The organism is Natrinema amylolyticum, assembly GCF_020515625.1.
GTDB classification, from domain to species: Archaea; Halobacteriota; Halobacteria; order Halobacteriales; family Natrialbaceae; genus Natrinema; species Natrinema amylolyticum.
In genome coordinates this window covers 791,225-815,777 of the sequence record NZ_JAIWPJ010000001.1, presented here as the reverse complement: position 1 = coordinate 815,777, position 24,553 = coordinate 791,225, and the positions used below count along the sequence as shown (strand labels likewise).

At 65.5% G+C, this 24,553-nt stretch carries 17 protein-coding genes; 10 read left to right on the top strand and 7 right to left on the bottom strand.

Annotation, left to right across the window (positions count from 1 at the left end; translation table 11 throughout):
* Positions 1-83 precede the first annotated feature (83 nt).
* Both LDH66_RS04025 and LDH66_RS04020 read left to right on the top strand, forming a co-directional pair.
* Positions 84-3,326, top strand: a complete 3,243-nt coding sequence (locus tag LDH66_RS04025; protein WP_226479786.1) for a bacterio-opsin activator domain-containing protein — start codon at positions 84-86, stop codon at positions 3,324-3,326.
* Between the two features lie 255 nt (positions 3,327-3,581).
* Positions 3,582-4,358 (top strand): helix-turn-helix domain-containing protein, encoded by a 777-nt coding sequence (locus LDH66_RS04020; RefSeq protein WP_226479785.1) that lies wholly within the window; start codon positions 3,582-3,584, stop codon positions 4,356-4,358.
* Positions 4,359-4,621: 263 nt separating this feature from the next.
* Here the strand turns inward: LDH66_RS04020 and LDH66_RS04015 are convergent, their stop codons facing one another.
* Positions 4,622-4,804: a DUF5786 family protein gene (locus LDH66_RS04015; protein WP_222918358.1), complete on the bottom strand. Its 183-nt coding sequence runs from the start codon at positions 4,802-4,804 to the stop codon at positions 4,622-4,624.
* 663 nt (positions 4,805-5,467) lie between these two features.
* Here LDH66_RS04015 and glmS point away from each other — a divergent pair.
* On the top strand, positions 5,468-7,279 hold the full coding sequence (glmS, locus tag LDH66_RS04010; RefSeq protein ID WP_226479784.1) for a glutamine--fructose-6-phosphate transaminase (isomerizing): 1,812 nt from the start codon (positions 5,468-5,470) through the stop codon (positions 7,277-7,279).
* Between the two features lie 910 nt (positions 7,280-8,189).
* Complete coding sequence (locus LDH66_RS04005) at positions 8,190-8,396, top strand: DUF7563 family protein (RefSeq protein WP_222918360.1); 207 nt, start codon at positions 8,190-8,192, stop codon at positions 8,394-8,396.
* 83 nt (positions 8,397-8,479) lie between these two features.
* Here the strand turns inward: LDH66_RS04005 and glmM are convergent, their stop codons facing one another.
* Positions 8,480-9,805, bottom strand: coding sequence for a phosphoglucosamine mutase (glmM, locus tag LDH66_RS04000; RefSeq protein ID WP_226479783.1), 1,326 nt, complete (start codon positions 9,803-9,805; stop codon positions 8,480-8,482).
* Positions 9,806-10,194: 389 nt separating this feature from the next.
* Between glmM and LDH66_RS03995 the strand changes: the two genes are divergently transcribed.
* Positions 10,195-10,518 carry a MarR family transcriptional regulator gene (locus tag LDH66_RS03995; RefSeq protein WP_226479782.1) on the top strand — a complete coding sequence of 108 codons (324 nt, stop codon included), beginning with the start codon at positions 10,195-10,197 and terminating at the stop codon, positions 10,516-10,518.
* A gap of 136 nt (positions 10,519-10,654) precedes the next feature.
* Here the strand turns inward: LDH66_RS03995 and LDH66_RS03990 are convergent, their stop codons facing one another.
* Both LDH66_RS03990 and LDH66_RS03985 read right to left on the bottom strand, forming a co-directional pair.
* Positions 10,655-11,665, bottom strand: coding sequence for a lipid II:glycine glycyltransferase FemX (locus LDH66_RS03990; RefSeq protein ID WP_226479781.1), 1,011 nt, complete (start codon positions 11,663-11,665; stop codon positions 10,655-10,657).
* On the bottom strand, positions 11,662-13,290 hold the full coding sequence (locus LDH66_RS03985; protein ID WP_226479780.1) for an alkaline phosphatase family protein: 1,629 nt from the start codon (positions 13,288-13,290) through the stop codon (positions 11,662-11,664). The genes LDH66_RS03990 and LDH66_RS03985 overlap by 4 nt, the downstream gene beginning before the upstream one ends.
* Positions 13,291-13,534: 244 nt before the next feature.
* Here LDH66_RS03985 and LDH66_RS03980 point away from each other — a divergent pair, with 244 nt between their 5' ends.
* The gene (locus tag LDH66_RS03980) at positions 13,535-14,650 is read left to right on the top strand and encodes an aminotransferase class I/II-fold pyridoxal phosphate-dependent enzyme (RefSeq protein ID WP_226479779.1); all 1,116 of its coding nucleotides are present in this window, start codon (positions 13,535-13,537) and stop codon (positions 14,648-14,650) included.
* Positions 14,651-14,695: 45 nt separating this feature from the next.
* Here LDH66_RS03980 and LDH66_RS03975 read toward each other — a convergent pair whose 3' ends face one another.
* Both LDH66_RS03975 and LDH66_RS03970 read right to left on the bottom strand, forming a co-directional pair.
* Entirely contained in the window at positions 14,696-16,507 is a 1,812-nt protein-coding gene (locus LDH66_RS03975) for an ATP-binding protein (protein ID WP_226479778.1), read from the bottom strand.
* Positions 16,508-16,662: 155 nt separating this feature from the next.
* On the bottom strand, positions 16,663-18,588 hold the full coding sequence (locus LDH66_RS03970) for a DEAD/DEAH box helicase family protein (RefSeq protein ID WP_226479777.1): 1,926 nt from the start codon (positions 18,586-18,588) through the stop codon (positions 16,663-16,665).
* 128 nt (positions 18,589-18,716) lie between these two features.
* Here LDH66_RS03970 and LDH66_RS03965 point away from each other — a divergent pair, with 128 nt between their 5' ends.
* Complete coding sequence (locus LDH66_RS03965; RefSeq protein ID WP_226479776.1) at positions 18,717-18,905, top strand: hypothetical protein; 189 nt, start codon at positions 18,717-18,719, stop codon at positions 18,903-18,905.
* Here the strand turns inward: LDH66_RS03965 and LDH66_RS03960 are convergent.
* Positions 18,898-19,857, bottom strand: a complete 960-nt coding sequence (locus LDH66_RS03960; RefSeq protein ID WP_226479775.1) for a transcription initiation factor IIB — start codon at positions 19,855-19,857, stop codon at positions 18,898-18,900. The genes LDH66_RS03965 and LDH66_RS03960 overlap by 8 nt on opposite strands.
* A gap of 852 nt (positions 19,858-20,709) precedes the next feature.
* Between LDH66_RS03960 and LDH66_RS03955 the strand changes: the two genes are divergently transcribed.
* From LDH66_RS03955 to LDH66_RS03945, 3 genes are all read left to right on the top strand, one after another.
* A complete protein-coding gene (locus tag LDH66_RS03955; RefSeq protein WP_226479774.1) occupies positions 20,710-21,306 on the top strand; it encodes a DUF7344 domain-containing protein in 597 nt (198 codons plus the stop codon).
* 445 nt (positions 21,307-21,751) lie between these two features.
* Entirely contained in the window at positions 21,752-23,071 is a 1,320-nt protein-coding gene (locus LDH66_RS03950; protein ID WP_226479773.1) for an RNA-guided endonuclease InsQ/TnpB family protein, read from the top strand.
* Positions 23,072-23,360: 289 nt separating this feature from the next.
* Positions 23,361-24,548, top strand: coding sequence for a Gfo/Idh/MocA family protein (locus LDH66_RS03945; protein WP_226479772.1), 1,188 nt, complete (start codon positions 23,361-23,363; stop codon positions 24,546-24,548).
* The last annotated feature ends 5 nt before the right edge of the window (positions 24,549-24,553 follow it).

Here is a 24,553-nt window from a genome sequence, read left to right as displayed (position 1 = left end):
GACCCGACGGCCGATCGGATGACCCGATATCCGGGGCGTGCAGCACCAGCCCAGTCCACGCTCGTCCTCGGGGGAGCCATCGGATGAGCGACAGTACCGCGACGGTCGTCGGCGAGGCCCCCTGCGTCTTGGTCGTCGGCGACTCCGACCCCGCCGACGACGCGATGGACGCACTCGAGGCAGCGTTCGACGGCGAGTCGCTGCTCAGGGAGCGGACGCTCGAGGGGGCGCTCGACCGACTCGCCGCTCGCGAGATCCACTGTCTCGTCTGTCCGTTCGCGGCCGCGGTCGACGGAGCGCCGCCGTCCGACTCGCTGTTCGAGGCGCTGGCGGCCCGCACCGGCGAGCGACCGATCGTGGCCGTCGCCGACGCCGAGGACGCACCGCGAGCCCTCGATGCCGGCGCGAGCGACGTCGTCGGTCCGGACGAGTCCGACGCGGTGCTGACCGCCCGCGTCAGAAACGCCGCCGAACGAGAGCGGTACCGACTGGCCGCGGCGAGTTCGGACCCGCGCCACCGATCGATCCTCGAGCACGCCGCGGCGGTCGTCTGGGTGCTCGACGCCGACGGCGATATCGAGTACGCGAGCCCGGCCGTCGAGGCCGAACTGGGGTACACGCCGACGGAACTCGAGCGAACGACCATCACTCGACTCGTCCATCCGGACGATCGCGAGGCGATCCGCGAGACGCTCGCCGCCGTCGCCGCCGCTCCGATCGGGACGACCGAACGGGTCACCGGTCGGCTGGGTCACGCCGACGGCACCTGGCGGGTCGCGGAACTGACCTGTACCAACCGTCTCGAGGATCCGGCCGTCGAGGGAGTCGTCGTCACGCGGACGAGTGCGCCCGCAGCCGAGTCGGCCCCCGGTGACGGGGCGCGAGCGGGAGTCGATCGGCTCGCGGACGCGTTTTTCACGCTCGGTCCGCACGGCGAGATCCGGTACGCGAATCCGACGGCGATTCGGCTCGTTACCGAGATCGCCGATCGGCCGATCGATGACGATATCTCGACGGGGACGGTCGTCTGGGACCTGCTCCCCGATCGACTCGGCGAACCGCTCGCCGATCGGATCCGCGAGGCCGAAACGACGGGCTCGCTCGTCGAGTTCGAGACGGCACTGCCGGACCGCGAGCGCCGCCTCTCCGTCGCCGTCCATCCCGGCGACGAGGGCGTCTCCGTCTACGCGAGGGAGCGATCCCCCGATACCGCGGCTCCCGTGGCGACGACGGAGTCGGACCGTCTCGAACTCCTTGAGGGCGTCATCGACGCGTTAGACGACGGCATCGTCGTCCTCGAGGGATCGACGGTTCGGCTGGCGAACGCGGCCCTGTTGGAACTCGTCGAGGCGGACGCGGTCGTCGGTCGCGACCTCGCGGACCTGTTCGACGACGACCTCGCCGCGACGGTCCGAGAGCGGGCGCGATCGCCCGTCGTCAGGTGGATGGAGCCCGTGACGGGCGAGCTCGCGCCCGACGCGGGCCGGCCCCGACCGGTCGACGTCTCCGTCGCACCGCTGCCCGATCCGGATCGAACGCTCTGTGTGGTCCGCGACGGGCGCGGCTCTCGGGCCGCCGCGCTGTCGACTGTCACGGAAACCGTCGCGAGCCTCCGCCGCGCCGAGACGCCGGCCGCCGTTCGATCGGCCGTCACGGGTGCCGTCCGCGAGTATACCGACGCTGACATCGCCGTCTGGTATCTCGCCAACGACGACCGCCTTCGCCCGGCGGCGGTGACGGCGGCGACGGACCGAACGACCGCCGACGACGAGGGATCGATCGAGCCACCGGCGATCGATCTCGGGAACACTCCGCTGGCCGACGCCCTCGAGAGCGGCGAGCCGACCGTCTACGAGCGCGCGGCTCTCGACGACGTCCTCGTTCGCACCGGCCTCCGGGCCGAACGGCTCCTGACCGTCCCGATCGCGGATCGCGGTCTCGTTCTCGCGACCAGTACGGAGCCAATGGCGTTCGACGGGCTGGACACGGACCCGATCGAGACCCTATCGGACGCGGCCGCACTGACGCTCGAGGGGCTCGAGCGCGCCGATACCCTCCATACGTGTCAGCGCGACCGGGAGCGACTGCGGGCCCGCGCGGAGCGAACGGAAGGGGTCTGCGACGCGGCGCGGTCGCTTCTGGACGCGTCGTCCCGCGAGGCGGTCGAACGACGGCTCTGTGAGGCGCTCGTCTCCCTGACACCTCTCGAGTCGGCCGACGGGATCGAACTCGCCTGGGTCGGCCGCGCGGACGAGGGGGGGCAGCGGATCGTCCCCGAGACGTGGGCCGGTCGCGACGGCGAGTTCCTCGACTCGACTCGGATCTCGCTCGACCGGGACGCTGATTCGCCGACGGCGAACGCGGCGGCGACCCGCGAGCCGGTCGTCATCGATGCCCTCGACGACGCCGGTACCGGCCGGACTGATGGTCCCGACGCGGAGCGGGAGTGGCGGCGACCGCTCCTCGAGCGGGGATTTCGGGCCGCGCTGAGTCTCCCGCTCGAATCGGGCGCGCTCCGGTACGGAACGCTGACCGCGTACGCGGCACGGCCTTCGGCGTTCGACGACGCCACCCGCCGCGCCTGCGAGCACCTCGCGACGGTCGCCGGCGAGGCGATCGGGATGATCGAGACGAAACGCGCGCTCCTCGCCGATCGCATCACCGAACTCGAGGTCGTCCTCCGAGACGAGTCGGAGCCGCTCGCTGCGATCGCGGGGCGGCTCGACCAGCGAATCGACGTTCGGGCCGTGATTCCGCGGTCGTCGGGCGGGTCGACGGTGTTCTGTTCGGTCCCCGCGTCCGACGCGGACGCGACCCACGAGACCGTCGAGTCGCTGCCGGCGGTCGACTCGGTCTCGATCGTCGGCCGCGGAACCGACGAGACCGTCCTCGAGATCGGTCTGACCGACGCCGCCGAGCCGTCCGTCGCGCGGACGATCGCGGACCACGGCGGCGTCCTCCGGTCGGTCGTACCGGTCGACGATCGCACAAGACTCGTGATCGAACTCGGGGAACCGATCGGCGTGAGCGCGTTCCTCCGCGCGCTCGAGGCGGTCCACCCGGGAACGGAACTGGTCGCCCGCCGGGAGCTAGATCGACCGCCGCGTTCGACCCGACCGTTCGATACCCTCGCCGAGGAGCTGTCGGAGCGACAGCGGCGGACGCTGGAGGCGGCCTATCACGGCGGCTTCTTCGAGTGGCCTCGCGAGCGCACCGGCGAGGAGGTCGCCGAGTCGATCGGCGTCTCGCAGCCGACGTTCAGTCGACATCTCCGGATCGCACAGCGCAAACTGTTTGAGCTGCTGTTTGACGAGGCCGAGGACTGAAGCGGCGACGTCCGCTGGACGATTCCGAACGGTATTCAGCTCTTACCGGGCTGAAAACCCTGGTAATTCTATCTTTCCACACCGCAGAGATACCTCAACTGGCTGATTGATGAATCAATATTGACGCCGAGACCGCATTCGATTCCGTGTATAGCGTCCACGATGATGTACTCGGCTCCTAATGAGCCATTCAATGAGTGCGTTCGAGGTAAGTCGTAATTACGACGGCCGTCCATTCGGATGGCGGATGGCCCGATGAGCACCGATATCTCCGATGCCGAGGACGTGACCGATGCCGAAAGCGTCTCTAACGCCGGAGTGGCCGGCGCCGATCCCGAGGGCGTCCCGGACGCCGCCGAGAGCGATCGGCAGGGAATTCGGTCGCAGGCCGAGGGCGGAATCGTCGCCCAGCTCCGACTCGATCACTCGGCCCTGTTCCTTCGCCCGACCCTCCGACGCGCGCCGGACGTCACCATCGAACCGGACTACTGGACCACCGTTGAACCGGGACGGACGTTCGTCTTCGTCACGGTCTACGGAGACGAGTTCGAGCCCTTCGAAACCGGCCTTGAGGTCGATCCGACCGTCACCGATCCGGTGCTCGTCGATCGCTACCCCGACAGACGAGTCTATCGCGTGACGCTCACCGACCGCGCGGTCACGTTCACCTCGAAGACCGCCGACGTCGGCGGTCGTCTGCTCGACCTCTCGAGTTCCCGGGACGGCTGGCTCGTTCAGCTTCGATTCCCCGACCGCGAGCGACTCGTCGCGTTCAATGACTACTGTCGCGAGCGGGACATCTCGGTCACGGTCGATCATCTCCGCGTCTCCGACGACGAGGACGACGGCGTCGTCGCCCTGACCGACAAACAACAGGAACTCCTCGCCGTCGCCCACGAAGAGGGGTATTTCGACGTCCCGCGAGGCATCTCCCAGGACGAACTCGCGGATCGACTCGACGTCTCGAAGTCTGCGGTCTCCCAGCGACTGCGACGGGCGATCGGCGAACTCTGTACCGCGACGCTCTCCTGACCGCCCGAGGTCGCCGTTCTGCCGCCTGTCCGCCGTCCTACCTATCGCCAGTCGCCGACCAGTAGCGACTGCTCGCCGCGTCCGAACGGTGGCGCCCGAGCCGTCGCTCCGAGTACCTCGGGCTGCTCCGTCGTATTCGAGCGCACGCGAAAAAGCGAATCTCCGACCGAGTCGAACCGCTTCGGGGTAGGGGGTCGTCTCGAGGCGCGTCGATCGAGGGTGCCGATTCCGACCCCGTCACCGCTGTCGCGGGGAGACAGACCTTACTCCTCGGACTCGTCGTCTTTCATCGAGCCGAGCTGGTCGACCAGCTCGTCCGTCGAGACATCGGATTCGAAGGACATCTCGCCCTGATGGTCGTTTTCGTGGACGTTGACCGCCTCTACGTCCTCGTCATCCGTAGTCTGCTCTTGTTGTTCGGATTCGTCGTAGCTACCAAAACCCATACGTGTACATCCCGCCCCACTGCAAAAGGTGTGGCGGTTCGGCCCACCACCGCCGCCCGTCCGACTGCGACCGTCCGACGGCGGCCGTCCGAGAGCGACCCGCCAGAGTGTGTGCCTGACGCCGATCCGATTACGGACCGCTCTACCGCTCTGGCGGCTCAACGGCCGCACTCAGTGCGGCGACATTCCGTGTCGTCTGTTTCCCTTCCCTACCGATTGTTGGCAGCCGATACCGTCCGTTCGACGCGGCGTACGCGGGCGTCGATCGGCTGTTCGTTTCGCATACTTTTCGGACGAACGCCTTCCGTCCGGAAAACCGACGAGAGAGGGGTTCTACTCGGGTGACTGCGTAACGTACTCGTACGGAAGACAGTTCGGATACGATACTCGAAACCACTGTCATCGGGAGTCAGCGACCGAGTACCTGCAGACTACGGGGTTCAGTAGTCCGTCTATAGTAATGGGTTCGGGAGAGTTGGATTTCTCTCATGGTTGCGTACCGTCTACCAGCTCGACCAACTGCGATGGATCGGCGGGATACCGCGTCACATCTCCTGCCACCGTCGGTAAGAGATCGTGCCGGCGGCGCGTCGTCCGCGGGAACTGATACCGTGTCTGGGCCACACGAGCGTACCGAACGGCCCGACGGTCGGTGAGTAGCCGATGTGTGGGATCATCGGCCGCGTCGGCGACGGCAACGCCCTCGAGCCGTTGCTGACGGGACTCGAGAACCTCGAGTATCGGGGCTACGACTCGGCCGGCGTCGCCGTCCAGAATGGGTCGGGAATCAACGTCGAAAAACGCTCCGGGCGGGTCGAGGAACTCAAGGAGTCGATCGGCGACCCCCTTCAGGGGGAGGTCGGGATCGGCCACACCCGCTGGAGCACCCACGGACCGCCGACCGACGCGAACGCGCATCCGCACACCGACGAGAGCGAAGACGTCGCGGTCGTCCACAACGGGATCATCGAGAACTACACCGCCCTCAAGGATCGATTGGCGGCCGACGGCTACGAGTTCACGAGCGACACCGACACCGAGGTCATTCCGCACCTCGTCCAGTACTACCTCGACGCCGGCTTCGACAGCGAGGCGGCGTTCCGGCAGGCCATCGACGAACTCGAGGGCAGCTACGCCGTCACCGCGATGGTCTCGGGCGAGCACGTCCTCTACGCGGCCCGGCAGGGCTCGCCGCTCGTCGTCGGCATGGAGGACGGCGAGTACTTCCTCGCGAGCGACGTCCCGGCCTTCCTCGAGTACACGGATAGCGTCGTCTACCTCGAGGACGGCGACGTCGTCATCGTCGACGAGGACGGCGTCGAGTTCACGGACCTCGACGGGAAGCCGGTCACGCGAACGTCCGAGACGGTCGAGTGGGATCCCGAGCAGGCGGGCAAGGGCGAGTACGATCACTTCATGCTCAAGGAGATCACCGAGCAGCCGACCTCGCTGGCCCAGGCGATCGAGGGGCGGGTCGATCCGACGAACGGGCGGATCGCCCTGTCCGATTTCGAACCGGGCACCTTCGACGATATCGATAGCGTCCAGTTCGTCGCCTGTGGCACTTCCTACCACGCCGCGCTCTACGGCTCGCTCACGCTGAATCAGGCCGGCGTCCAGTCGACCGCGCTCCTGGCCAACGAGTACAGCGTCTCGGCCCCACCGATCGACGACGACACGCTGGTGATCGCGGTCACGCAGAGCGGCGAGACGGCCGACACACTCAACGCGCTCCGGCAGGCCAGGGCCGAGGGCGCGGACACGCTCACGGTGACGAACGTCGTCGGATCGACGGCCGCTCGCGAGGCGGACGATGCCCTCTTCATCCGCGCTGGCCCGGAGATCGGCGTCGCCGCGACGAAGACGTTCTCCTCGCAGGCCGTCATGCTCACGCTGCTGGCACAGCGCATCGTCGACGACCTGGAGGACGAGCCGCCGGCCGATCTCGAGACCCTCCTCTCGGACCTCGAGTCGATGCCCGGTCAGATCGAAGCCCTCCTCGACGAGTCCGACGCCGAGGCGATCGCCGAGCGCTACAGCGACAGTCAGTCGTACTTCTTCATCGGGCGCGGCCTCGGCTTCCCCGTGGCGCTCGAGGGCGCGCTGAAGTTCAAGGAGATCACGTACGAGCACGCCGAAGGGTTCGCCTCCGGAGAGCTCAAACACGGCCCGCTGGCGCTGGTCACGCCCGAGACGCCGGTGTTCGCGATCTTCACCGGCCAGGAAGACGAGAAGACACTGAAAAACGCCGAGGAGGCACAGACTCGCGGCGCGCCCGTGATCGCGGTCTGTCCCGACGGGCATCCGGCCGTCGAGGCCGCCGACGAGCACCTCGCGATCCCCGAGACCGATCCCGATCTGGCGGGGCTGCTCGCGAACGTCCAGCTCCAGCTCGTCTCCTACTACGCCGCCGACCTCCTCGATCGACCGATCGACAAACCGCGAAACCTCGCGAAGAGCGTCACCGTCGAGTGAGGGCGGCCGACGCAGTCGCGCTTTCTTTTGCAGACCACGAGTCTCGTTCTCTTTTGCCGACCACGCGTCTCGCTCCGTCGCTGATCGTGGGCCTCGGTCAGTGACCGCCGATAAACTGCCTTCTCGAGCGTGCTGACGTGGCACTGGTTCGTGCACAGGAGACGGGGACGATCAGCAGCGGATCGCCACGACGAACCGTAGCCCGATCAGAGCGGTCGCTCGCCGTCTCTGTTTCGAGTGTGTCGACTCGGACGACGATCGGACTCGAGTAGGGTCATCGAGGCCGCAGGACCCGAGACCACCCCCGTAGCCCTGGTCCGCACGGCGTCGGTCGTCACGACCCGTACTCGAACGACGTCGGAATCGAACGTGGAGGGTCACTGTGCGACCGAGTCGCGGCGAGGATGTCACCGGACTCGTGGGTATCGACCGATACCCTCCGGTTAGGCTAGGTATTCCCCGTGGTATAAAGTGCACACCTGATAGATACGGGCAGTTCGTTCGACGGTGACGGACCGTCGCTCGAGCGGGACACTGGCTCGGGTGGTATCGGCTCCGTCGGAGGTGGCGGGTGTCGCGGTTGCCCCGGCGGTAGCGAGGGCCATCGGCGAGACTCCCCCACCGTCGCCGGTAGTCCCATCGCTTCGGTCGGCGGCGGAACGAGATGACCGTTACGGATCACCAATCGCCTGTTCGAGGCTCCCGGTTCCCCGCCGGTATCCGGTATTACGGCCGCGTAATATCGTATTACTCGAGAGAAACATTCTATTTCTCGCGAACGAGGCGCCGAAACTCTCTATATTCGGAGTCTCTTTCTCACGGGGACATTGCGGGCGAAATCACTGACTAACGGCTATCCCGTCGATTATGCTGTCTATAGTAAATACCGTTCTGTCGGTACGGGCTGTTGATGTCGACGGATCAATCCGCGAAGTGGACGCCGATGTCGTCCCGATCGCAAACGAGCGCCCCTCGCTGTGTCAACTGTGGGAACCAGGTGACTCGTCAGTTCGCCCGCGTCTTCGGTGACAACCGCGACGTCGTCCACGCCTGTCCCGATTGTGCGACGTACCGCGAGATGAAGACCTCCGATTTCATTCCCAAGGAAGCCAGATAGCCGGTTCGTTCTGCCGTCCGCCTCGAGCGCCGTCTGCTACGTCGTCCCGCTGTCGAACTGATTCGGTACTCCTCGCTGCTGCCTCAGGCATCCATTGCAGTCGTCTCGGTGACGAGTTCCTGTGCGGTCTCGAACAGCTCCGCTGCGTCTGATTCCGACCGCGCCTCCGCGGTCACCCGGATCAGTGGCTGTGTCCCGCTGGCGCGAAGCAGGAACCAGCCGTCCTCGGTCTCGACTCTGACGCCGTCGAGCGTGTCGACCTCGTCGTATCGGGCCCTAACCTGGTCGGTCACGTCGGCCATAACCGCCGTTTTATCCGCGACTTCGACGGACGTTCGCCGGATCGGATACCGATCGATCCCGGCGACGAGGTCGGACAGCGACTCCCCCTCGGCGACCAGTTCGACCAGTTTACAGGCCGCCAGCGGGCCGTCCGGACAGCACGTCTCGGCGGGCCAGATCCAGGCACCGCTCGGTTCGCCGCCGAAGACGACGTCGGGTTCGGTCGTCCGCTCCGCCACGTAGACGTCACCGACTCGCGTCCGGGTCAGCGACGCGCCGACGCCGGACAGCACGTCGTCGACGGCGAGACTGGTGTCGACCGGAGCGGCGACGCGATCGCCCTCGCCCGCCGCGTCCCGAGCGAAGAGGGAGAATAACGCGTCTTTCGGCACGAACGTTCCCGTCTCGTCGACCGCCATCATTCGGTCGGCGTCGCCGTCGTGTGCGACTCCCAGCTCGGCGTCCGTCTCCGCGACGAGCGTCGACAGGGTCTCGAGGGTCTCCTCGGTCGGCTCGCTGGGCCGGCCGGGGAACGAGCCGTCTTCCTGCCCGTTCAGCGTCTGAACTCGGCACCCGAGATCGTCCAGGACCGCCGCCGTCACGCCGCCGGCACCGTTGCCGATATCGACGACGACGCTCAGTGACCGCTCGAGGTCGACCGCGTTCCGGATCGATTCGGCGTGATGGTCTCGAACGCCCGTCCGATGCGACCGATCGCCGACGCCGTCCCACTCGGCCAACGCGTAGTCGTCCTCGCGGAGCCGCCGCTCGATCGCCTCGCGCTGGTCGGGGCCGAAGGCCTTGCCCGAGGGATTCCAGAGCTTGATCCCGTTGTCCGTTGCCGGATTGTGTGATGCCGTGACGACGACGCCCGCGTCAGCCTCGAGGTGGTCGATCGCCCGCGCGACCGTCGGCGTCGACTCGACGCCGACCGTGAGCACGTCCGCCCCGCACTCGCGCAGTCCCGCGCCGACCGCGTCGACGAGCATCGATCCGCTCTCGCGGACGTCGCGGCCGACGACGACGCGATCGTATCCCTCCGACGCGACCGCTCGGCCGACCGACAGTGCCAGCTCCGCCGTCACCTCGCTCCCGACCCGTCCGCGAATGCCGCTGGTTCCGAACATATCCGCCTCTGAGGGCGGCGACTGCCTTACTATGCACGGGTTAATCACGGCGATCGTACCGCTGTGTTTCGGACTCGAAATCGTCGTCGTGGCGTCGTCTCGAGCGTCGTCTGGTGGTCGCTGCGCGAGACGGCGTGGGTCGATCCGACGGCGACGACAACTCGTTAGCCCCTCCCTATATTTCTGAACTGTCTGTTCTGTATATATGACTCGCACCAGTACGCTCGAGTGAGAATGATACCGGCAGATCCTACCGCCGCCGGACGGACTCCGGCGGCCGACGGAACCGCGACGTGGCTCCCACTGACCGACGCGACGAGCGTCGATCGCCCGTCACCGCGAGTGCTGCGCGTCGACCCCACGCGGACCGAATGCGGGGGCCAGTCCCGATGAGTGCGACCGAACCCGACGCCGAAATCGACGGCAACGGCGAGACCGACGAGCGCGAGGAGCCCGGCGATCACACCGAGGGCAGCGATGAGCAGGATCGGGACCGTAACAGTGTGCTCTCCGACCTCCCGCCCAGCGCGAAACTGGTCTACAAGGTCCTCGAGTACGAGGCGCCGTTGACCCAGGAGTCGATCGCGGCCGAGTCCAGGCTCTGTCCCCGGACGGTCCGCTACGCGCTGGGGAAACTCGAGGAACAGGAGCTGGTCACCAGTCGCGCCTGTCTCGAGGACGCGCGCCAGTCGAAGTATCGGCTCCCGGAGTGAGGAGACTCGCGACGAACGGTCGGTTATCGGACGGTGACGAACGGGCGGACGGCAGAACGGTCGGATGGCAGAACGGTCGAACGCTGACGAACGAGCGGACGGCAGAACGGTCGACGATCGGACGCTGACGGGTATGCTACCGGTGTTTCTGATACCGATCGACCAGCAGATCGATCCCGAACGACCCGGCCGTGATCTCGTAGTGGGTCTCGAGGCGCGGGTTGAACTTCGCCTTGTACCGGTTGATGCTCGGCACGCCGGCCCCGACGAGGTCGTACTCGTCGACGTCGCCGTGGAGGCCGTCGCGCATGACGTGCCAGTCGAGCAAGTCGTTGATCGCAATGTCGACGTCGGCGTCCGGTTTGACGCCGCCCTGCCACCGATACCGCGTTCGATCGGACTCGACGACTAAGATGCCGCCGAGGAACTCGCCGTCGACACGACAGGCGTAGGGCCGGATCGCACCGTCGGGAAGCGTCTCGTGGAGCGACTGTGCGAAGTCGGTACTCAACTGGAACGGCTGGTCCTGGCTCTCGTAGCGTTCGCGGACCTTCTCGATGATTCGCGCGACGTCGTCGTTGTCGCCCTCCTCGATCGTATAGCCGTCTTCGTCGGCGTTCCGGATATTACTCCGCGCGTCGCTGCTGAACCGTTTCAGCAACTCCTCTTCGGTCCCCTCGAGATCGACGACGTACGTGTGGCCGGGTTCGACGTCGTACTCGTTCCAGACGAACGGCCGGATGTCGTCGAACTCCGCCGTGACGAACTTGCTGTACAGCGGCGAGATTTCGTCCTCGATCCACTCGAGACAGCCCTCGAGGAACCGTTTGGTCCGGCGGTCGGCCTTGCGCTGTTTGAGTTTGTCGACGTTCAACATCGAGGGGCCGAGGTACGACGTCCACGAGTGGGGAGCGGGCGAGAAGGCACCGGTGACCGGCCCCCGCGTGTACTCGAAGACGGGAAAGACGCCGATCGGCTCCTGGCCCTTGAAGCCGGCGAGCAGGTGGGGCGTTGATCCGGTGTCTTCGGCCTGCAACCGGAGCGCTTCGGCCCGGAAGAACGGGTTCGTTCCGTCGGATCGTTCGACGTAGCGGTTCCACTCGTCCGCATCGGTTCGTGAATCGAGGACGCGTATTTCCACGCTCATAGATAGCCTAAGTCGGACAGTCTGTCTTCGACGGCTCCGTCGTCGGTCGCGACGATCCGGTTCGAATCGTAGGTCGGGTACGATCGCTCCGCGCTCCCGTCGATGCTCGTGATCGGGACACCGTCCATCGCGGCGTCGATCGGGACGTCGAAGAGCGAACAGATCGTCGGCGCGACGTCGAAGATCGTCGCTCCCTCGAGGGAAGCGGCCTCGTCGAACGCCGGCCCGTCGGCCGCGACGACGCCGGTTCGCTTGTGATTCCACGGCTCCATCGGCTCGCCGAACGTCGCCTTCCCGAGGTCGGCGTCGATCGCGGTGTCGAACCCTCGCGGCACCGTCACGACATCGGGTGCCTCGTCGACGTGTGGACCGGCGAAATAGGTCTCTCTGGGTTCGACGGCGTCGAACATCGGTTCGCCGTCCGGCGTCCGGACGGCCGACAGCGTCTCGACGAGTTCCTCGCGGACGCTCTCGTACTCCGCTGGCGACACCTGCCCGTCCGGTTCGCGGCCCGCGAGGTTGATCCGGACGCCGAGCTCGCTCTTCGAGCGGACGTACGCCTTCGACGCCGGGAAGTCGACCTGTTCGCTCGCCGCTCGGATCACGTCGTTCGGAACTCGCTTGCCGATCGGTTCCTTCAGACCGACGCGGTCGAGCGCACTCGCGACCCGCTGGGTCGTGAGCCCGACGCCCGCAGCGAGATTTATTGCTCGCTCGAGCGGACTCGGCTCGTGACCGTCGGCTTCGGCCCCCTCGAGGAGGTCGTTCTCCCAGGACTTCGACCAGTTCGGCATCCCCCCGCCGTCGCTTCGAGCGGTCACGTAGCCGCGGTCGCGGAGGAATTCGTTGACTCGGAACTCGTCGCCGGTCACTTTCCCCATCCCGTGGTCGCTGACGACCAGGACGTTCTCCGGCTCGGTCCGTTCGATCGTTTCGGCGAGCTGGCGGTCGACTTCGCGGTAGACCGCTTCGATCGCCCGCTTGTCCCCGGGCCGCTCGTGAAACACCGAGTCGGTCTGCTGGAACTGGAGGAAGCCGAAGTCGGGCGCCATTCTGCGACAGAGGTACCGAAACGCCTGCCCCCGGAGTTCGATCGTCCGCTCGTACCCCTCGATCGACCGATCCGGTGCCGGCCCGCTCTGTGGATACACCCAGTACTCGCCACCGCAGGCGAGTTTTACGTCCTCGAGGATCCCCTCGGGATGGCAGTCCGGGTCCTCGGGAGCGGTCAGTCCCGGGATCAATGCGCCGTCGAACTCCCGGGCGGGATGGGTCACGGGCACGTTGACGACGACGCTCGAGAGCCCGTGCTCGCTCAGTAGTTCCCAGACCGGTCGCGCCCTGACGTGGGTCGCGTTGACGACGTTCCACTCGTAGCCGTCGAACGAGAGGAAGTCGTAGACGCCGTGTTTGCCCGGATTCTTGCCGGTGTACAGCGACGGCCAGGCGCTCGCCGTCCACGGCGGAATCTGGGACTCGAGCGGCCCCGCGACCCCGCGATCGAATAGCCCCCGCAGAGTGGGAAGTTCGCCCGACTCGAACAACGGCTCGAGCACCGGCCGACAGCCGGCGTCTAACCCAACGACGAGCAGACGAAGGTCTTTATCGTCGGTCGAACCTGCCATGGAAGCGTTGTCCGTTCGCCCGTGCTTTGTTATGCGACTTGCTGGCGGAGTGTAAGCTCGTGCTGGGTGCTCTACGGTCGGAATAGCAGTTCAGGCGGCGTGACTGTTGCTCGCCGCCGATATCTCTAATATCCGATTGGCCCGCCGATCGCGGGCTGTATCGCCCCTATCACTAAGGCCGCGCCCGTTTCCGTGTTACGTCGATGATCGTCTCTACGACTGACTTCCCACACCGCCGCTCTCTATGATCGATGCGACCCCCTCCGTGTTCGACGCGTCGCTCTCGGAGCCGGGGATCGACGCGTTCATCGACCGACACGTGCCCGACAGCGCGTACACGTACTACGGGTCGGGGAAGGCCGCGCTCCGGGACGGCCTCGCCGGAGTCGTCGAGCCCGGCGAAAACGTCGTCGTTCCCGCCTACCTCTCGCCCGCCGTCGTCGAACCGTTCCGCGAACTCGGCCTCGAGGCGCGGTACTACGCCGTCGAGGAGTCGCTCGCGCCCGACTTCGACGACCTCGAGGCGCGGATCGACGACGACACCGCTGCGGTCGTGTCGGTCAACTACTTCGGCTTCCCCCAACCCGGTCTCGAGCGGATCGCCGCGCTGACCGACGAGTACGACTGCTATCACGTCGATGACAACGCGCATTCGCCGCTCAGCGTCCACGATGGGACCCTGCTCGGAACGCACGGGGACCTCGGCATCACGACGCTGCGGAAACTGCTCCCGGTTCCCGACGGTGCCGTCCTCTATCGGACGGACGAGACGATCAGAGAACGGTTCTCCCCCTCATCGCTGGCCGGTCGGTCGGATCGCGTCGCCACGACTGACTGCCGATTCGTGGCCACCTCGGTCGCCGAAAGCGTCCTCCAGACCAGCCCGTCGCTGTACCAGTCGGTCGAGACGGTCCTCGCCGACGGGGCCGACGACTCCTCGTCCGTCGATCCCGAGGGGCGATACGAGGCCGCCAAAATTCCGATGTCGAAGGTTTCGGCGGTCGTCGCGGACGCCGCCGATCCGGACGCGATCCGGACCGCCCGCCGGGAGAACTTCCGGGCCTGGCAGCGAGTTCTGGACGGTCGCGGGGACGTGACGCCGCTCTACGAGCGGCTTCCGGCGGGAATCAGTCCGTACGAGTACCCGGTCCGGGCGACCGACCCGGACTCGTTTCGCGCGGAACTCGAAGAACTGGGCGTCGTCGGTGCCCACTCCTGGCCGATCCTCCGCGAGGCCGTTCGCGAGGACGACGCCTACGAGACCTCGGTCCGGCTCGCGGACGACCTCGTCGCGCTCCCCGTCCACCAGGGAATCGAGCCGTCGGCCATCAAGGCGGTCGGCGATCGACTTCGAGAGTGAGTTCGCTCCGTCCGCTCGCCTCGGTCCGGTCGGGACCGCGTTCCGTTACTCGCCCGCGGCCGCGGCCGGTAGTTCCGCCCGCACGTCCTCGGCCAGCGCGTACGCCCGTTCGCCGGACCGCTCGAGTAGCCCCTCAGTTCGGAGCTCCGAGACGAGACTCTGGACCGCGACCCGCGACCGATCGACCCGAGCGGCGACGGTCACCGTCTCGAGCGACCCGTTTCGAGCGAACACGCCGAGAATTTCCTCGGCCGTGTCGGTCGAACACTGCGATCCCTCGCATGCGCGGGAAACGCGATCGCCGATCCACGGAATCTCGAGCAGTTCCGCCAGGTCGCGTTCCTCGTCCGCGACGACGAACCCCGACTCGTCCGCGGCGTCCGTCGCCGACTCCGCGTCCTCGTCGACGGGCGTGTATCCGAACTCGATGGCGTCACCGCCGGCCTGGACGATCGACGACCCGTCGTCCGAGTCGTCGCTTTCCCCGTCCGCGTCGGTGTTTCCGTCGCTCGCATCAGTGCTTCCCCCGTCTCCGCTCGACGCATCGTTGCTCCTCTTGTCCCCGCCCGGCACGTCGTCGGTCCCCTGCTCGGCACGTCCCTCACGCTCGAGGTCGCGGACGACCTCGCGTAACTGCTCGTTCTCGCTTCGGAGGCGATCGACCTCCGCCGTTCGACCCGCCAGCTGCTCCTCGAGACTCTCGATGCGGTCGTCGCGCGCGGCGAGTTCCTCCCGGAGCTCGTCCCGTTCGGTCTCGAGCTCCGCGATCTCCTCGTGTAACCGGCGCAGGTCCTCGTCGGACCCCGGGAGCTGCGACTGGATCGTGTCCGTGTTCTGCAAGGCGTCGGCCATCTGTCTGGCCGCGCTCGAGACGTCCCGCGCCGAGGCGAGTTCGTCCTCCAACGTCTCGATCCGCGTCTCCTTTTTCTCGAGTTCGTTCTCGAGTTCGTTGATCCGGTCCTGTTCCCGTTCCTTGCGCTCGGAGATGTCCTGGAGGTCGCCGACCAGGGCGTCGGAGACGGACTTGAGTTCGGGGCGCTCGAAGTCGTCGAGTCCGGGCGTCGCTCCGGCGTCGAAGGTCCGCTTCCGGCGGAACTGGATCTTCCGGACGTCGACCTCGGTCCAGTCGGTCTGGACGAACGCCTGTCCGTCGCCGAGATCCGCCACGAGTTCGGAGTACTCGGTGTCGATGATCCGCCCGACGACCTTCGTGTCGTTGTCCCAGGTCAGCCGGTGCCAGACCAGCCAGTTCGCCTGCGTGATGAAGTCCTTCTTGACGTCTGCCGGCCGCTGGCTGATGCCAACGATGCCCAGCCCGTGTTTGCGGCCGCGCTTGCTGATCTTGATCAGCAGATTGCCGGTCTCGCCGACGCCGCCGCCCTCCGGAATGTACTCGTGGACCTCCTCGACCACCAGCAGGAAGGGCTTCTTCATCTTCTTCTCCTTGACGAACAGCTGGCGGGCGACCTCCCGAAGGAGCTCGTCCGCCACGTCCTCGTCGAGATACCCCGAGACGTCGAGGATGACCGGCACGTTCTCCTCGAGCGCGATCGTGGCCATCTGCTCGGCGTGTTCCGGTCCGATCTGGATGTCGCACTCCTCGTCGGCCCCGGCGTGGAGCATCTCGTACTCCTCTTTCAGTCCGTAGTACTCGCCGTCCGTGTCGACGATGAGGAGCGGGTAGCCGGCCTCGAGCAGTTCCTCGGCGATCACCGACGCGGTGTTGGACTTCCCCGACCCGGACTTGCCGGTGACGAACCCGCGACCGGTGAGGAGTTCGACGACCGGTAGCTTCAGGTCGGAACCGTCGTCGGTCTCGCCGACGTGGATCTGTCGCTGTCGGGAGCCGTCGCTCACCGACCGCCCACCCCGATCGTGCGCGACTCGTTCATACTATCAGTACAGTCCGAACACGTGACCTTCAATATTGGCCTCGCTCCCGCGGTCGATTTCGGCCCGTAAATAGTGATCACCGCGACGGCGGACCCCGCTGGCCGCCCGCCCTCGCCCGATCAGTCCTCGTCGCGGTCGACGGTCTGCTCGCGGATCGTCATCCCCTTGCGACCCAGATGCTGGAGCTGTTTCCGGGCGAAGTCCTCCTCGCGCGTGCCTCGCGTCGCGAGCACGTAGACGAGCGCGCCGCCCGCGGGCCGCATCGTCCGGCCGGCCCGCTGCGTGCCCTGCCGGCGGGACCCGCCTAGTCCGGAGGCGACGATGGCGAGATCGGCCGTCGGCAGGTCGATCCCCTCGTCGCCGACCCGCGAGATGAGCAACAGGTCGCGCTCGTTGCGCCGGAACTCCTCAAGCAGCCGCCGGCGCTCGTGGTGGGGCGTCTCGCCGCTGAGGAAGGGGACGTCGAGCGCCTCGGACAGCTCCCGGCCCTGCTCTAAGTAGTCGACGAAGACGAGCGCCTTCGAGTCGGGGTGGGCCGACAGGAGGTACCGGACCTCGTCGATCTTGCCCCGGTTGCGGGCGGCGATTCGGTACTTCTCCCGGCCGTCGGCCGAGCCGTAGGCGTTCGCTTGTTCGTCGTCACCCCACGGGACGTAACGGATCTCGAGTTCGGGTTCGGCGACGTGGCCCGCGTCGAACAGCGCCTCCCAGTCGGTGCCGATCGGCGGCCCGACGAGGGTGAATATCTCCTTCTGGCGGTCGTCCTCTCGAATCGGACTGGCGGAGAGCCCGAGTCGATGTTTTGACTGGAGATGCGTGCTGCGCCGGTAGACGTCAGAGGGGACGTGTTGGCACTCGTCGAAGATCACCAGCCCCCACTCGCGGTCGTCGAACAGCGAGCGGTGGCGGTCCATCCCCGCGATCTGGTAGGTCGCGATCGTCACCGGCCGCACCTCCTTCCGACCGCCGTGGTACTGGCCGATCTGGTGGGGCTCGAGCGAGGTGTACTCCACGATCGTGTCGGCCCATTGCTGGGCGAGGTCACGGCTCGGCACGAGCACGAGCGTCTCGCCGTCGACGTGGGCCATCGCGCCCATCGCGGCCACGGTCTTCCCGCTGCCCGGCGGGCCGACGAAGACGCCCTCGCCGGCCTCGGCGAAGCGATCGACCCAGGTCCGCTGGTAGTCGCGCAGCCGAACCTCGAGATCGATCGGCAGCTCCTCGCCGGACTCGAGTTCGCGGTGGTCCTGGACCGGATAGCCGGCCTCGTAGAGGATGCGCTTGATCGCGGCCTCCGAGCCCTCTTGCACCCAGTCCTCGGTTTCCGAAATCGGCGCGTGGACGTGTTCCTCGTCGAGTTTCTGGCGGGCGACGTTGCCCATTATCTCGGGGCTCTGGGCCTCGAGCACCGTGTAGCCGTCCTCGTGGCTCACGAGCCGGAACTGGTGGGCCCGATCCCACTGGCTCTCGACCCAGTCCTCGAGGTCCTCGGAGCGCTGGCCGAGCGCCTGCCGCATCGTCCGCGCGAGATCTTCGAACGAGTCGTGGGGGGTTCCCCAGACGTCCTCCGGCCGGACGACGTAGCGGTAGCCCTGCTCGCCGTTGCCGTCCGCGAAGTGGGCGAACTGGGAGAGCTGCGCGCGGGTGAACTGGTCGGGCCGATCGACGATGATCTCCCGGCGCTTCGGAAAGACGACCACCCGCTCGCGATCCGTGAGATCCTCGAGTTCGGTCGGGTACCAGACCACCGGATCCGTCGAGACGGCGTGGCGCTCGAGGTCACCTTTTTCGGCGAGGGCCTCGAGCCGATTGTTGGCTTCCTCGTGAGGAATCTCGAGCGCGCGGGAAACGGCCGCGGCGGTGAGAACCGGCCGCCCCTCGCGCTGGCTGGCGTCGTGGAAGTCGGCGATCGTGAACTCGTCGTCGGTGTCGTTCCGGTCGCCTGTGTCGTTCTCCTCGCCGGCGTCGGTCGGGTCCGCGTCACCCGACGCTGTGGGCTCGCTTCGCTGTTCGTCGGTAGGCTCCGAAGAACGTTCGTCGGTCACTGGCGAGTCGTAACGGCGGTGCGGGTAAACCGATTTCGTTCGGCGCTCACCACGTACTCGAGCGTCCGTTCTCACTCGTTCCTCGAGCCCGGATAGCTATATTTGACTGCACGACATCGAATCCCAGTATGTACCGTGCAATCCTCCCCGAAGGACAGATCGAATGCGAACGGTACGACCACACGGAGAACGGCGTCGAACTCTACGACGACGACGATTCGTTCATCGCGTTCGTCCCCTACGCGAACCTCCACGCGCTGGCAGACGAGGCCCTCTACACCGAGGGCGGCGGCGAGGACGAGCGGTCGATCATGTAGCGGGCTGCTGATCGATCGCCTCGAGCTGCTCGCGATACCGATTCCGAACAGTGACGACGGTCGTCTGGGCGGTGTCGGCGACCGCTCGTTGCGGGATGGTCTCGTCACAGAGCAGGCCGGCGGCGTAGATGGCCGCGGCGGCGAACCCGGTCGGTGATTTCCCCGAGTGGAGTCCCTGTTCGGTCGTCCGATCGATGATTTCGATCGCCTTCGTCTCGACGTCCTTGTCGACGTCCAGTTCCGAACAGAACCGCGGGACGAACTGCCGGGGGTTCGTCGGTTCGAGATTGATGTCCAGCTCGTCCGCAATGTAGCGATACGTCCGTCCAATCTCTCGCTGATCGACTCGTGAAACGGACGTTACTTCCTCGAGACTGCGCGGAATGTCCTCTTTCCGACACGCGGTGTAGAGCGCGCTGGTCGCGACGCCCTCGATCGACCGGCCTCGGATGAGGTCCTGCTCGAGCGCCTGTCGATAGATGACGCTCGCGGTCTCCTTGACCGGCTTGGGGACGCCTAGCGCGCTCACCATCCGGTCGATCTCCGAGAGTGCGTACTTGAGGTTCCGTTCGCCCGCGTTCTTCGTTCGGATTCGTTCCTGCCAGACCCGGAGTCGATGGAGCTGCCCGTGTTTGTCGGCCGACATCGAGTGGCCGTTCGCGTCCTTGTTGCGCCAGTCGATGGTCGTCGTCAGCCCCCGATCGTGCATCGACTGGGTTAGCGGCGCGCCGACCCGCGACAGTTCGTCGTGTTCCTGTGCGTTGAACGCCCGCCACTCTGGCCCGTAATCGATGGGATCCTCGGTCAGGACGAGGCCGCACTCCTCACAGACTTGCTCACCGCGGTCCGGATCGTGGACGATCGTGTCGGTCTCGCAGTCGGGACACAGACCGGTCTCGGCCTCCTCGGACTGTGATTCGGTGCTGTGTTGATCGATGATAGACCGCGTCATCAGTAGCCGGAGGAAACCGTGCCGGCACTGTAAGGGGTTCACATGGTTTCGCGGGAAACACCGACTTACGACGCCGCCGGCTGTCAGTCCGCGTGACGGTTCTCCGGACGGATCGCAGTGAATTACGTACCCAGTTACGGCGGGTGACCGCTCATATGACCGAAACCGGCCGACAGTATGGCCATCACCGTCCGAAGAGAGAAAGGAAGATGGTCGATGCGACCGCCCGCTGCCTCGAGCAAACAGGGATGGCGGCCGCATCGAGACCGTGTCCCATCGGTCGTGTCCGGGCGAACCGACCGCCGATCGGTCGCTTCGACCCATCGTGACCAATGTCCACACGCCACATGAAACGTGACGATCGTTGTGACGAGTCAGCGGCGTAAATCGAACGTTCACGGAGTAAATCCGTTATTCGGCTGTGAACTGTCGCTCGATTTTATGTTGGCTGGTCCGAACCGTCGGTATCAGCACCGTGTTGGGAATCAATCCTCCGGACTGCGCTCGTACTCGTCCTCTCGGCGAACCGGCCGCTCGTACGCCGTCGATACACGGGCGCAATCGGCAGATACTGATCGACTTCGAGGCCGTTCGAAACCGCCCGCCGCGGCGCCGGTCGGCCGTCGCGAGGACGCCGTCGAGAAGTCGTTCCGTACCTCCTTTGCAGACGGTGCGAAACGTGGCCGTGTTTAAGAGTATCTCTGTTGGTGTACAACCTGGTGTGTCAATCGTGATTTCGACTCGCCGTTCGAACGTACAGCGGTCGCCGTCGGGACGATGCTCCGGTGACGTGGAGCGGGTCCGGAGGGCACCGAGCTCGAATGGAGTCACTACAACCGGAGGGTCGTGGTAATGTCTTCGATCGATACGTCGCTGCCCGACGAGATCGCCTCGGTCGCCGACGCCGACGAGGACGAGCGCCTCTCGAAGGACGTCATTTTCGAGCTCCTAAAGAATCGCCGTCGCCGGGAAGTCCTCGCGTACTTGCTCGAAGCCGACGAAACGGTCACGCTCGGTGAACTCGCCGAACAGATCGCCGCCTGGGAGAACGACACCGAGGTCAGCGCGCTCAGTTCCGACCAACGGAAACGCGTCTACGTCGCCCTCTACCAGACCCACCTGCCGAAGATGGACGACGCCGGCATCGTCGAGTACGATCAGGATCGGGGCCTGATCTCGCTGGCCGACAACGCCGACCTGCTGATGATGTATCTCGACACGGACAGCCACCGTCAGGACCGGTGGGACCGATGGTACGCCGGCCTCAGCGTGGTCGGTGCCGCCCTCCTCGGCGCGGCGGTTCTCGGCGCGCCGCTGCTATCGGCCGTCCCGATGCTCGCCCTCGCGGGCGCCGTCGTCGCCGCCTTCTTCTGTCTCTCGATCGCTCACGTCGTCCGGAACCGCTCGCAGGAACGCAACGTCGACGGCAAACTGTCCCGAATCGAGTAGCGCGACGTTCGCGACCGTGTCCAGTGTCCGAACTCACGACGACTATTCCTGCTCCGCTCGTCCGCTCGAGCCCCGCGAGTCGATCGCTCATTGAGTCACTGATTCGTCGAGTGCCCGACGCGATCGCCGGCCGTCGACTTTCGGCCACCGTCATCTCGGATCGCTGAGAAGGGTTTTTATCACCCGGTTACGTACGTTCAACTGGCTCCCGACGACCGTCATCCGATACCGGAGCAGTCGCGTGCCAGCAGCTGTTCCCGGCGCGGGAGCCGCCTTTCGAACCGCATTATAAAGAGCAAGGAGAATACCCGCGCCTTTAGGCGCGGGATGAATCCGACACCCCACTCCACAACCCACCGTCGATAGCCGGGCCGGATATTCCACCGTTTTCAATTCGAGCCTTTACAGGAGGAGCGAAAATAAGCGATTATACAGACGTTTCACGATGCTGGAAGTCCACCGGACTCACCGAGCGAAAATCAGTAACCATTCGCAGGTAGAGGATTCGCTCGACCTGCACGGGTGGTCGGCCAGCAAACTCTGGAACGTCGCAAACTATCATTCCCGTCAAGTGTGGGAAGACTCGGGCGAGATTCCTGACCATGACGTCCTCAAAGACGAGTTGAAAGGTCACACCAAATACAAGGGACTGCACTCACAGTCCAGTCAGCGCGTTCTGGAGGAACTCGCTGAAGCCTTCAACTCGTGGTATGGCAAGAGGAAGTCAGACAGTCGAGCGAATCCGCCCGGCTACCGCAAGAAAAACTACTACGACTCGAAAGGCCGTCGCGTCCACGAAGAACACCCGCGTAGCACGGTGACGTGGAAACAGAACGGCATCCGGCACGACACCAAGAACAACCGGGTTCGTCTCTCAAAAGGGGCAAATCACAAGGAACACCCGAGAGCGTGGGAATACATCCTTGTCGAGTATGAAACGCGCCCCGGCGTGACGGTTGAGAACCTGCAACAGGTTCGTGCTGTCTATGACAGAGCGAAGAGTCAATGGGAACTGCACCTCGTCTGCAAAGACGAAATCGAGACATCCCCCGTACCCGGCAACGAAACGGCAGGTATCGACCTTGGTATCTGTAACTTCGCCGCTGTTGCGTACAGCACCGAAGAGGCCGACTTGTATCCCGGCAATCGCCTGAAACAAGACGGGTACTACTTCCCGAAAGAAATCGCCAAATGCGACGATTCAGGCGGCGAAACAGCTACTCGACTTCACGACAAGTGGTCGGAGCGCCGTACCCACTTTTTCCATAGCCTCGCCAAGCATATCGTAGAGAAGTGTATTGAGCGTGGCGTTGGTCGCATCAACGTCGGGAAACTCGCTGGTATCCGAGAGGATGAGAGCGGCGAGTCGAAGAACTGGGGTCGGCACGGAAACCTCGACCTGCATGGGTGGGCGTTCGACCGCTTCACTTCGATTCTCGCGTACAAGGCGAAGGTTGAGGGTATCGAGGTCGTAGAGGTGTCCGAACGCGCCACGAGCAAGACGTGCTGCGTCTGTGGTATGGAAGATGAGAATCAGCGCGTTAAACGTGGTTTGTATGTGTGTGAGGAGTGTGACGCTGCGTTCAACGCTGACGTGAACGGAGCGGAAAACATCCGTCTCGATTTGAATCAAAGTAACTCCGAGTCTGTACCCAGTTCGGGTGGGGATAGGAGTACCGGCTGGTTGGCACAGCCCGGAGTCTACCTTCACGACTTGTCCAGCGGATTCCAACCGCAGGAACAAGTGGTAGACTGCAAACCGTAATATCCCAACCCAGCGGTGCGGTGCCGTGGGATTCCCGCGTCTTTAGGCGCGGGAGGATGTCAATTCGTCCGTTGAGACTCCCCGTCTCGGATCGATTCGTCTCGAGTCGCGACCCGACTGGGTGACCGTTTCACGGACGCCGATCCCGCCGTAACGTCCTGTTCGGTATCGACGCGGATGACCGTCATTTTCGGTAACAGGTCCATACCCGGTCGGCGTTTCGAGGGCGAGTTAGCGTTCGTGAAGTAATCGGACTAAAACTAATGAGCGGAGTACTGTCCGCTCTTTCATGGTCGTTCGAACCGCAGTCGTCGGCGCAGGAACCGTCTCGCGGGCCCACCTCGCGGGAGCGCAGAACAACCCCGATATGGAACTGGTCGCGGTCTGTGACCTCGACGAGCAACTGGCCAGGGAACGAGCCCGGGAGTTCGGGACGATGGCCGTCACGGACTTCACGGAACTCCTCGACGAACTCGACTGTCTCCACGTGTGCACGCCGGTCCAGACGCACTTCGATATCGCTCGACGGGCGATCGAGGCCGGCGTCGCCGTCATCATCGAGAAACCCGCCACCGTCACCGCCGAGGAGGTCGAACAGCTCCAGGCGCTCTCTCGAGAGCACGAGACGCCCGTGACGGTCATCCACAACCACCTGTTCTATCCGGCGGTCCGCAAGGCTCGGGAGCTGATCGACGCCGGCGAGCTCGGCCACGTCAAGTCCGTCGACACGCTCTACGCTGGACTGACGCCGCCCGATCAGGTCAACCGGGGCTCGTGGGTGTTCGAGCTGCCCGGCGGCGAGTTCGAGGAGGGACTGCCACACCCGATCTACTCGATTCTCGGTATCGGCGGCTGGCCCGAACGTGACGACGACGTCTCCGCACAGACCGTTCTCTCGGAGAACTACGAGGAGGACTTCGAGTACGATCAGGCACAGGCCCAGTACGTCTCCGAAGACGGTGCGCTCTGTAACGTGACGATGCTCTCGGGGACGTTGCCCCAGCGCCTTCACGTGATCACCGGCTCCGAGAAGTCCCTCGTCGTCGACGAGATCAACCAGTCGCTCTACGAGGTCGACGAGGATTACACCTCCTCGGTCATCGCCCGCTCGAAGAAGAGCCTCGACGTCTCGCTGGCTCAGGTCACCAGCACGCTCGAGAACGCGAAGTCCGTCGCTACCTCCCGGTTCGACGACAGCTGGGAGGCGGAGACGGCGACGAACTCCCACTGTGCGATCTTCGACGGGTTCGTCGACGCGATCGAGGGCGACGCCGACGTCCCAGTGCCCCTCGAGCAGTCGAAGTGGACGATCCGCATCATGGAGACCATCCGCGACGCCGCACAGCCCCACGGGGACACGGCGGAGGCAAGGGACACAGCGGCGGTCGCGGACGCGGTGAACGAAACCGAAGCGGCGGACGAAACCGAAGCGGCGGAGACGGTGACCGACGCCGAGTCCGCCCCGACCGACCTCTAAACGAC

What these genes read in the sequence shown, in the direction of transcription:
- LDH66_RS04025 (WP_226479786.1), top strand. Translation starts at nt 84, where the DNA reads ATGAGCGACAGTACCGCGACGGTCGTCGGCGAGGCCCCCTGCGTCTTG.
- LDH66_RS04020 (WP_226479785.1), top strand. Translation starts at nt 3,582, where the DNA reads ATGAGCACCGATATCTCCGATGCCGAGGACGTGACCGATGCCGAAAGC.
- LDH66_RS04015 (WP_222918358.1), bottom strand. Translation starts at nt 4,804, where the DNA reads ATGGGTTTTGGTAGCTACGACGAATCCGAACAACAAGAGCAGACTACG.
- glmS (WP_226479784.1), top strand. Translation starts at nt 5,468, where the DNA reads ATGTGTGGGATCATCGGCCGCGTCGGCGACGGCAACGCCCTCGAGCCG.
- LDH66_RS04005 (WP_222918360.1), top strand. Translation starts at nt 8,190, where the DNA reads ATGTCGACGGATCAATCCGCGAAGTGGACGCCGATGTCGTCCCGATCG.
- glmM (WP_226479783.1), bottom strand. Translation starts at nt 9,805, where the DNA reads ATGTTCGGAACCAGCGGCATTCGCGGACGGGTCGGGAGCGAGGTGACG.
- LDH66_RS03995 (WP_226479782.1), top strand. Translation starts at nt 10,195, where the DNA reads ATGAGTGCGACCGAACCCGACGCCGAAATCGACGGCAACGGCGAGACC.
- LDH66_RS03990 (WP_226479781.1), bottom strand. Translation starts at nt 11,665, where the DNA reads ATGAGCGTGGAAATACGCGTCCTCGATTCACGAACCGATGCGGACGAG.
- LDH66_RS03985 (WP_226479780.1), bottom strand. Translation starts at nt 13,290, where the DNA reads ATGGCAGGTTCGACCGACGATAAAGACCTTCGTCTGCTCGTCGTTGGG.
- LDH66_RS03980 (WP_226479779.1), top strand. Translation starts at nt 13,535, where the DNA reads ATGATCGATGCGACCCCCTCCGTGTTCGACGCGTCGCTCTCGGAGCCG.
- LDH66_RS03965 (WP_226479776.1), top strand. Translation starts at nt 18,717, where the DNA reads ATGTACCGTGCAATCCTCCCCGAAGGACAGATCGAATGCGAACGGTAC.
- LDH66_RS03960 (WP_226479775.1), bottom strand. Translation starts at nt 19,857, where the DNA reads ATGACGCGGTCTATCATCGATCAACACAGCACCGAATCACAGTCCGAG.
- LDH66_RS03955 (WP_226479774.1), top strand. Translation starts at nt 20,710, where the DNA reads ATGTCTTCGATCGATACGTCGCTGCCCGACGAGATCGCCTCGGTCGCC.
- LDH66_RS03950 (WP_226479773.1), top strand. Translation starts at nt 21,752, where the DNA reads ATGCTGGAAGTCCACCGGACTCACCGAGCGAAAATCAGTAACCATTCG.
- LDH66_RS03945 (WP_226479772.1), top strand. Translation starts at nt 23,361, where the DNA reads ATGGTCGTTCGAACCGCAGTCGTCGGCGCAGGAACCGTCTCGCGGGCC.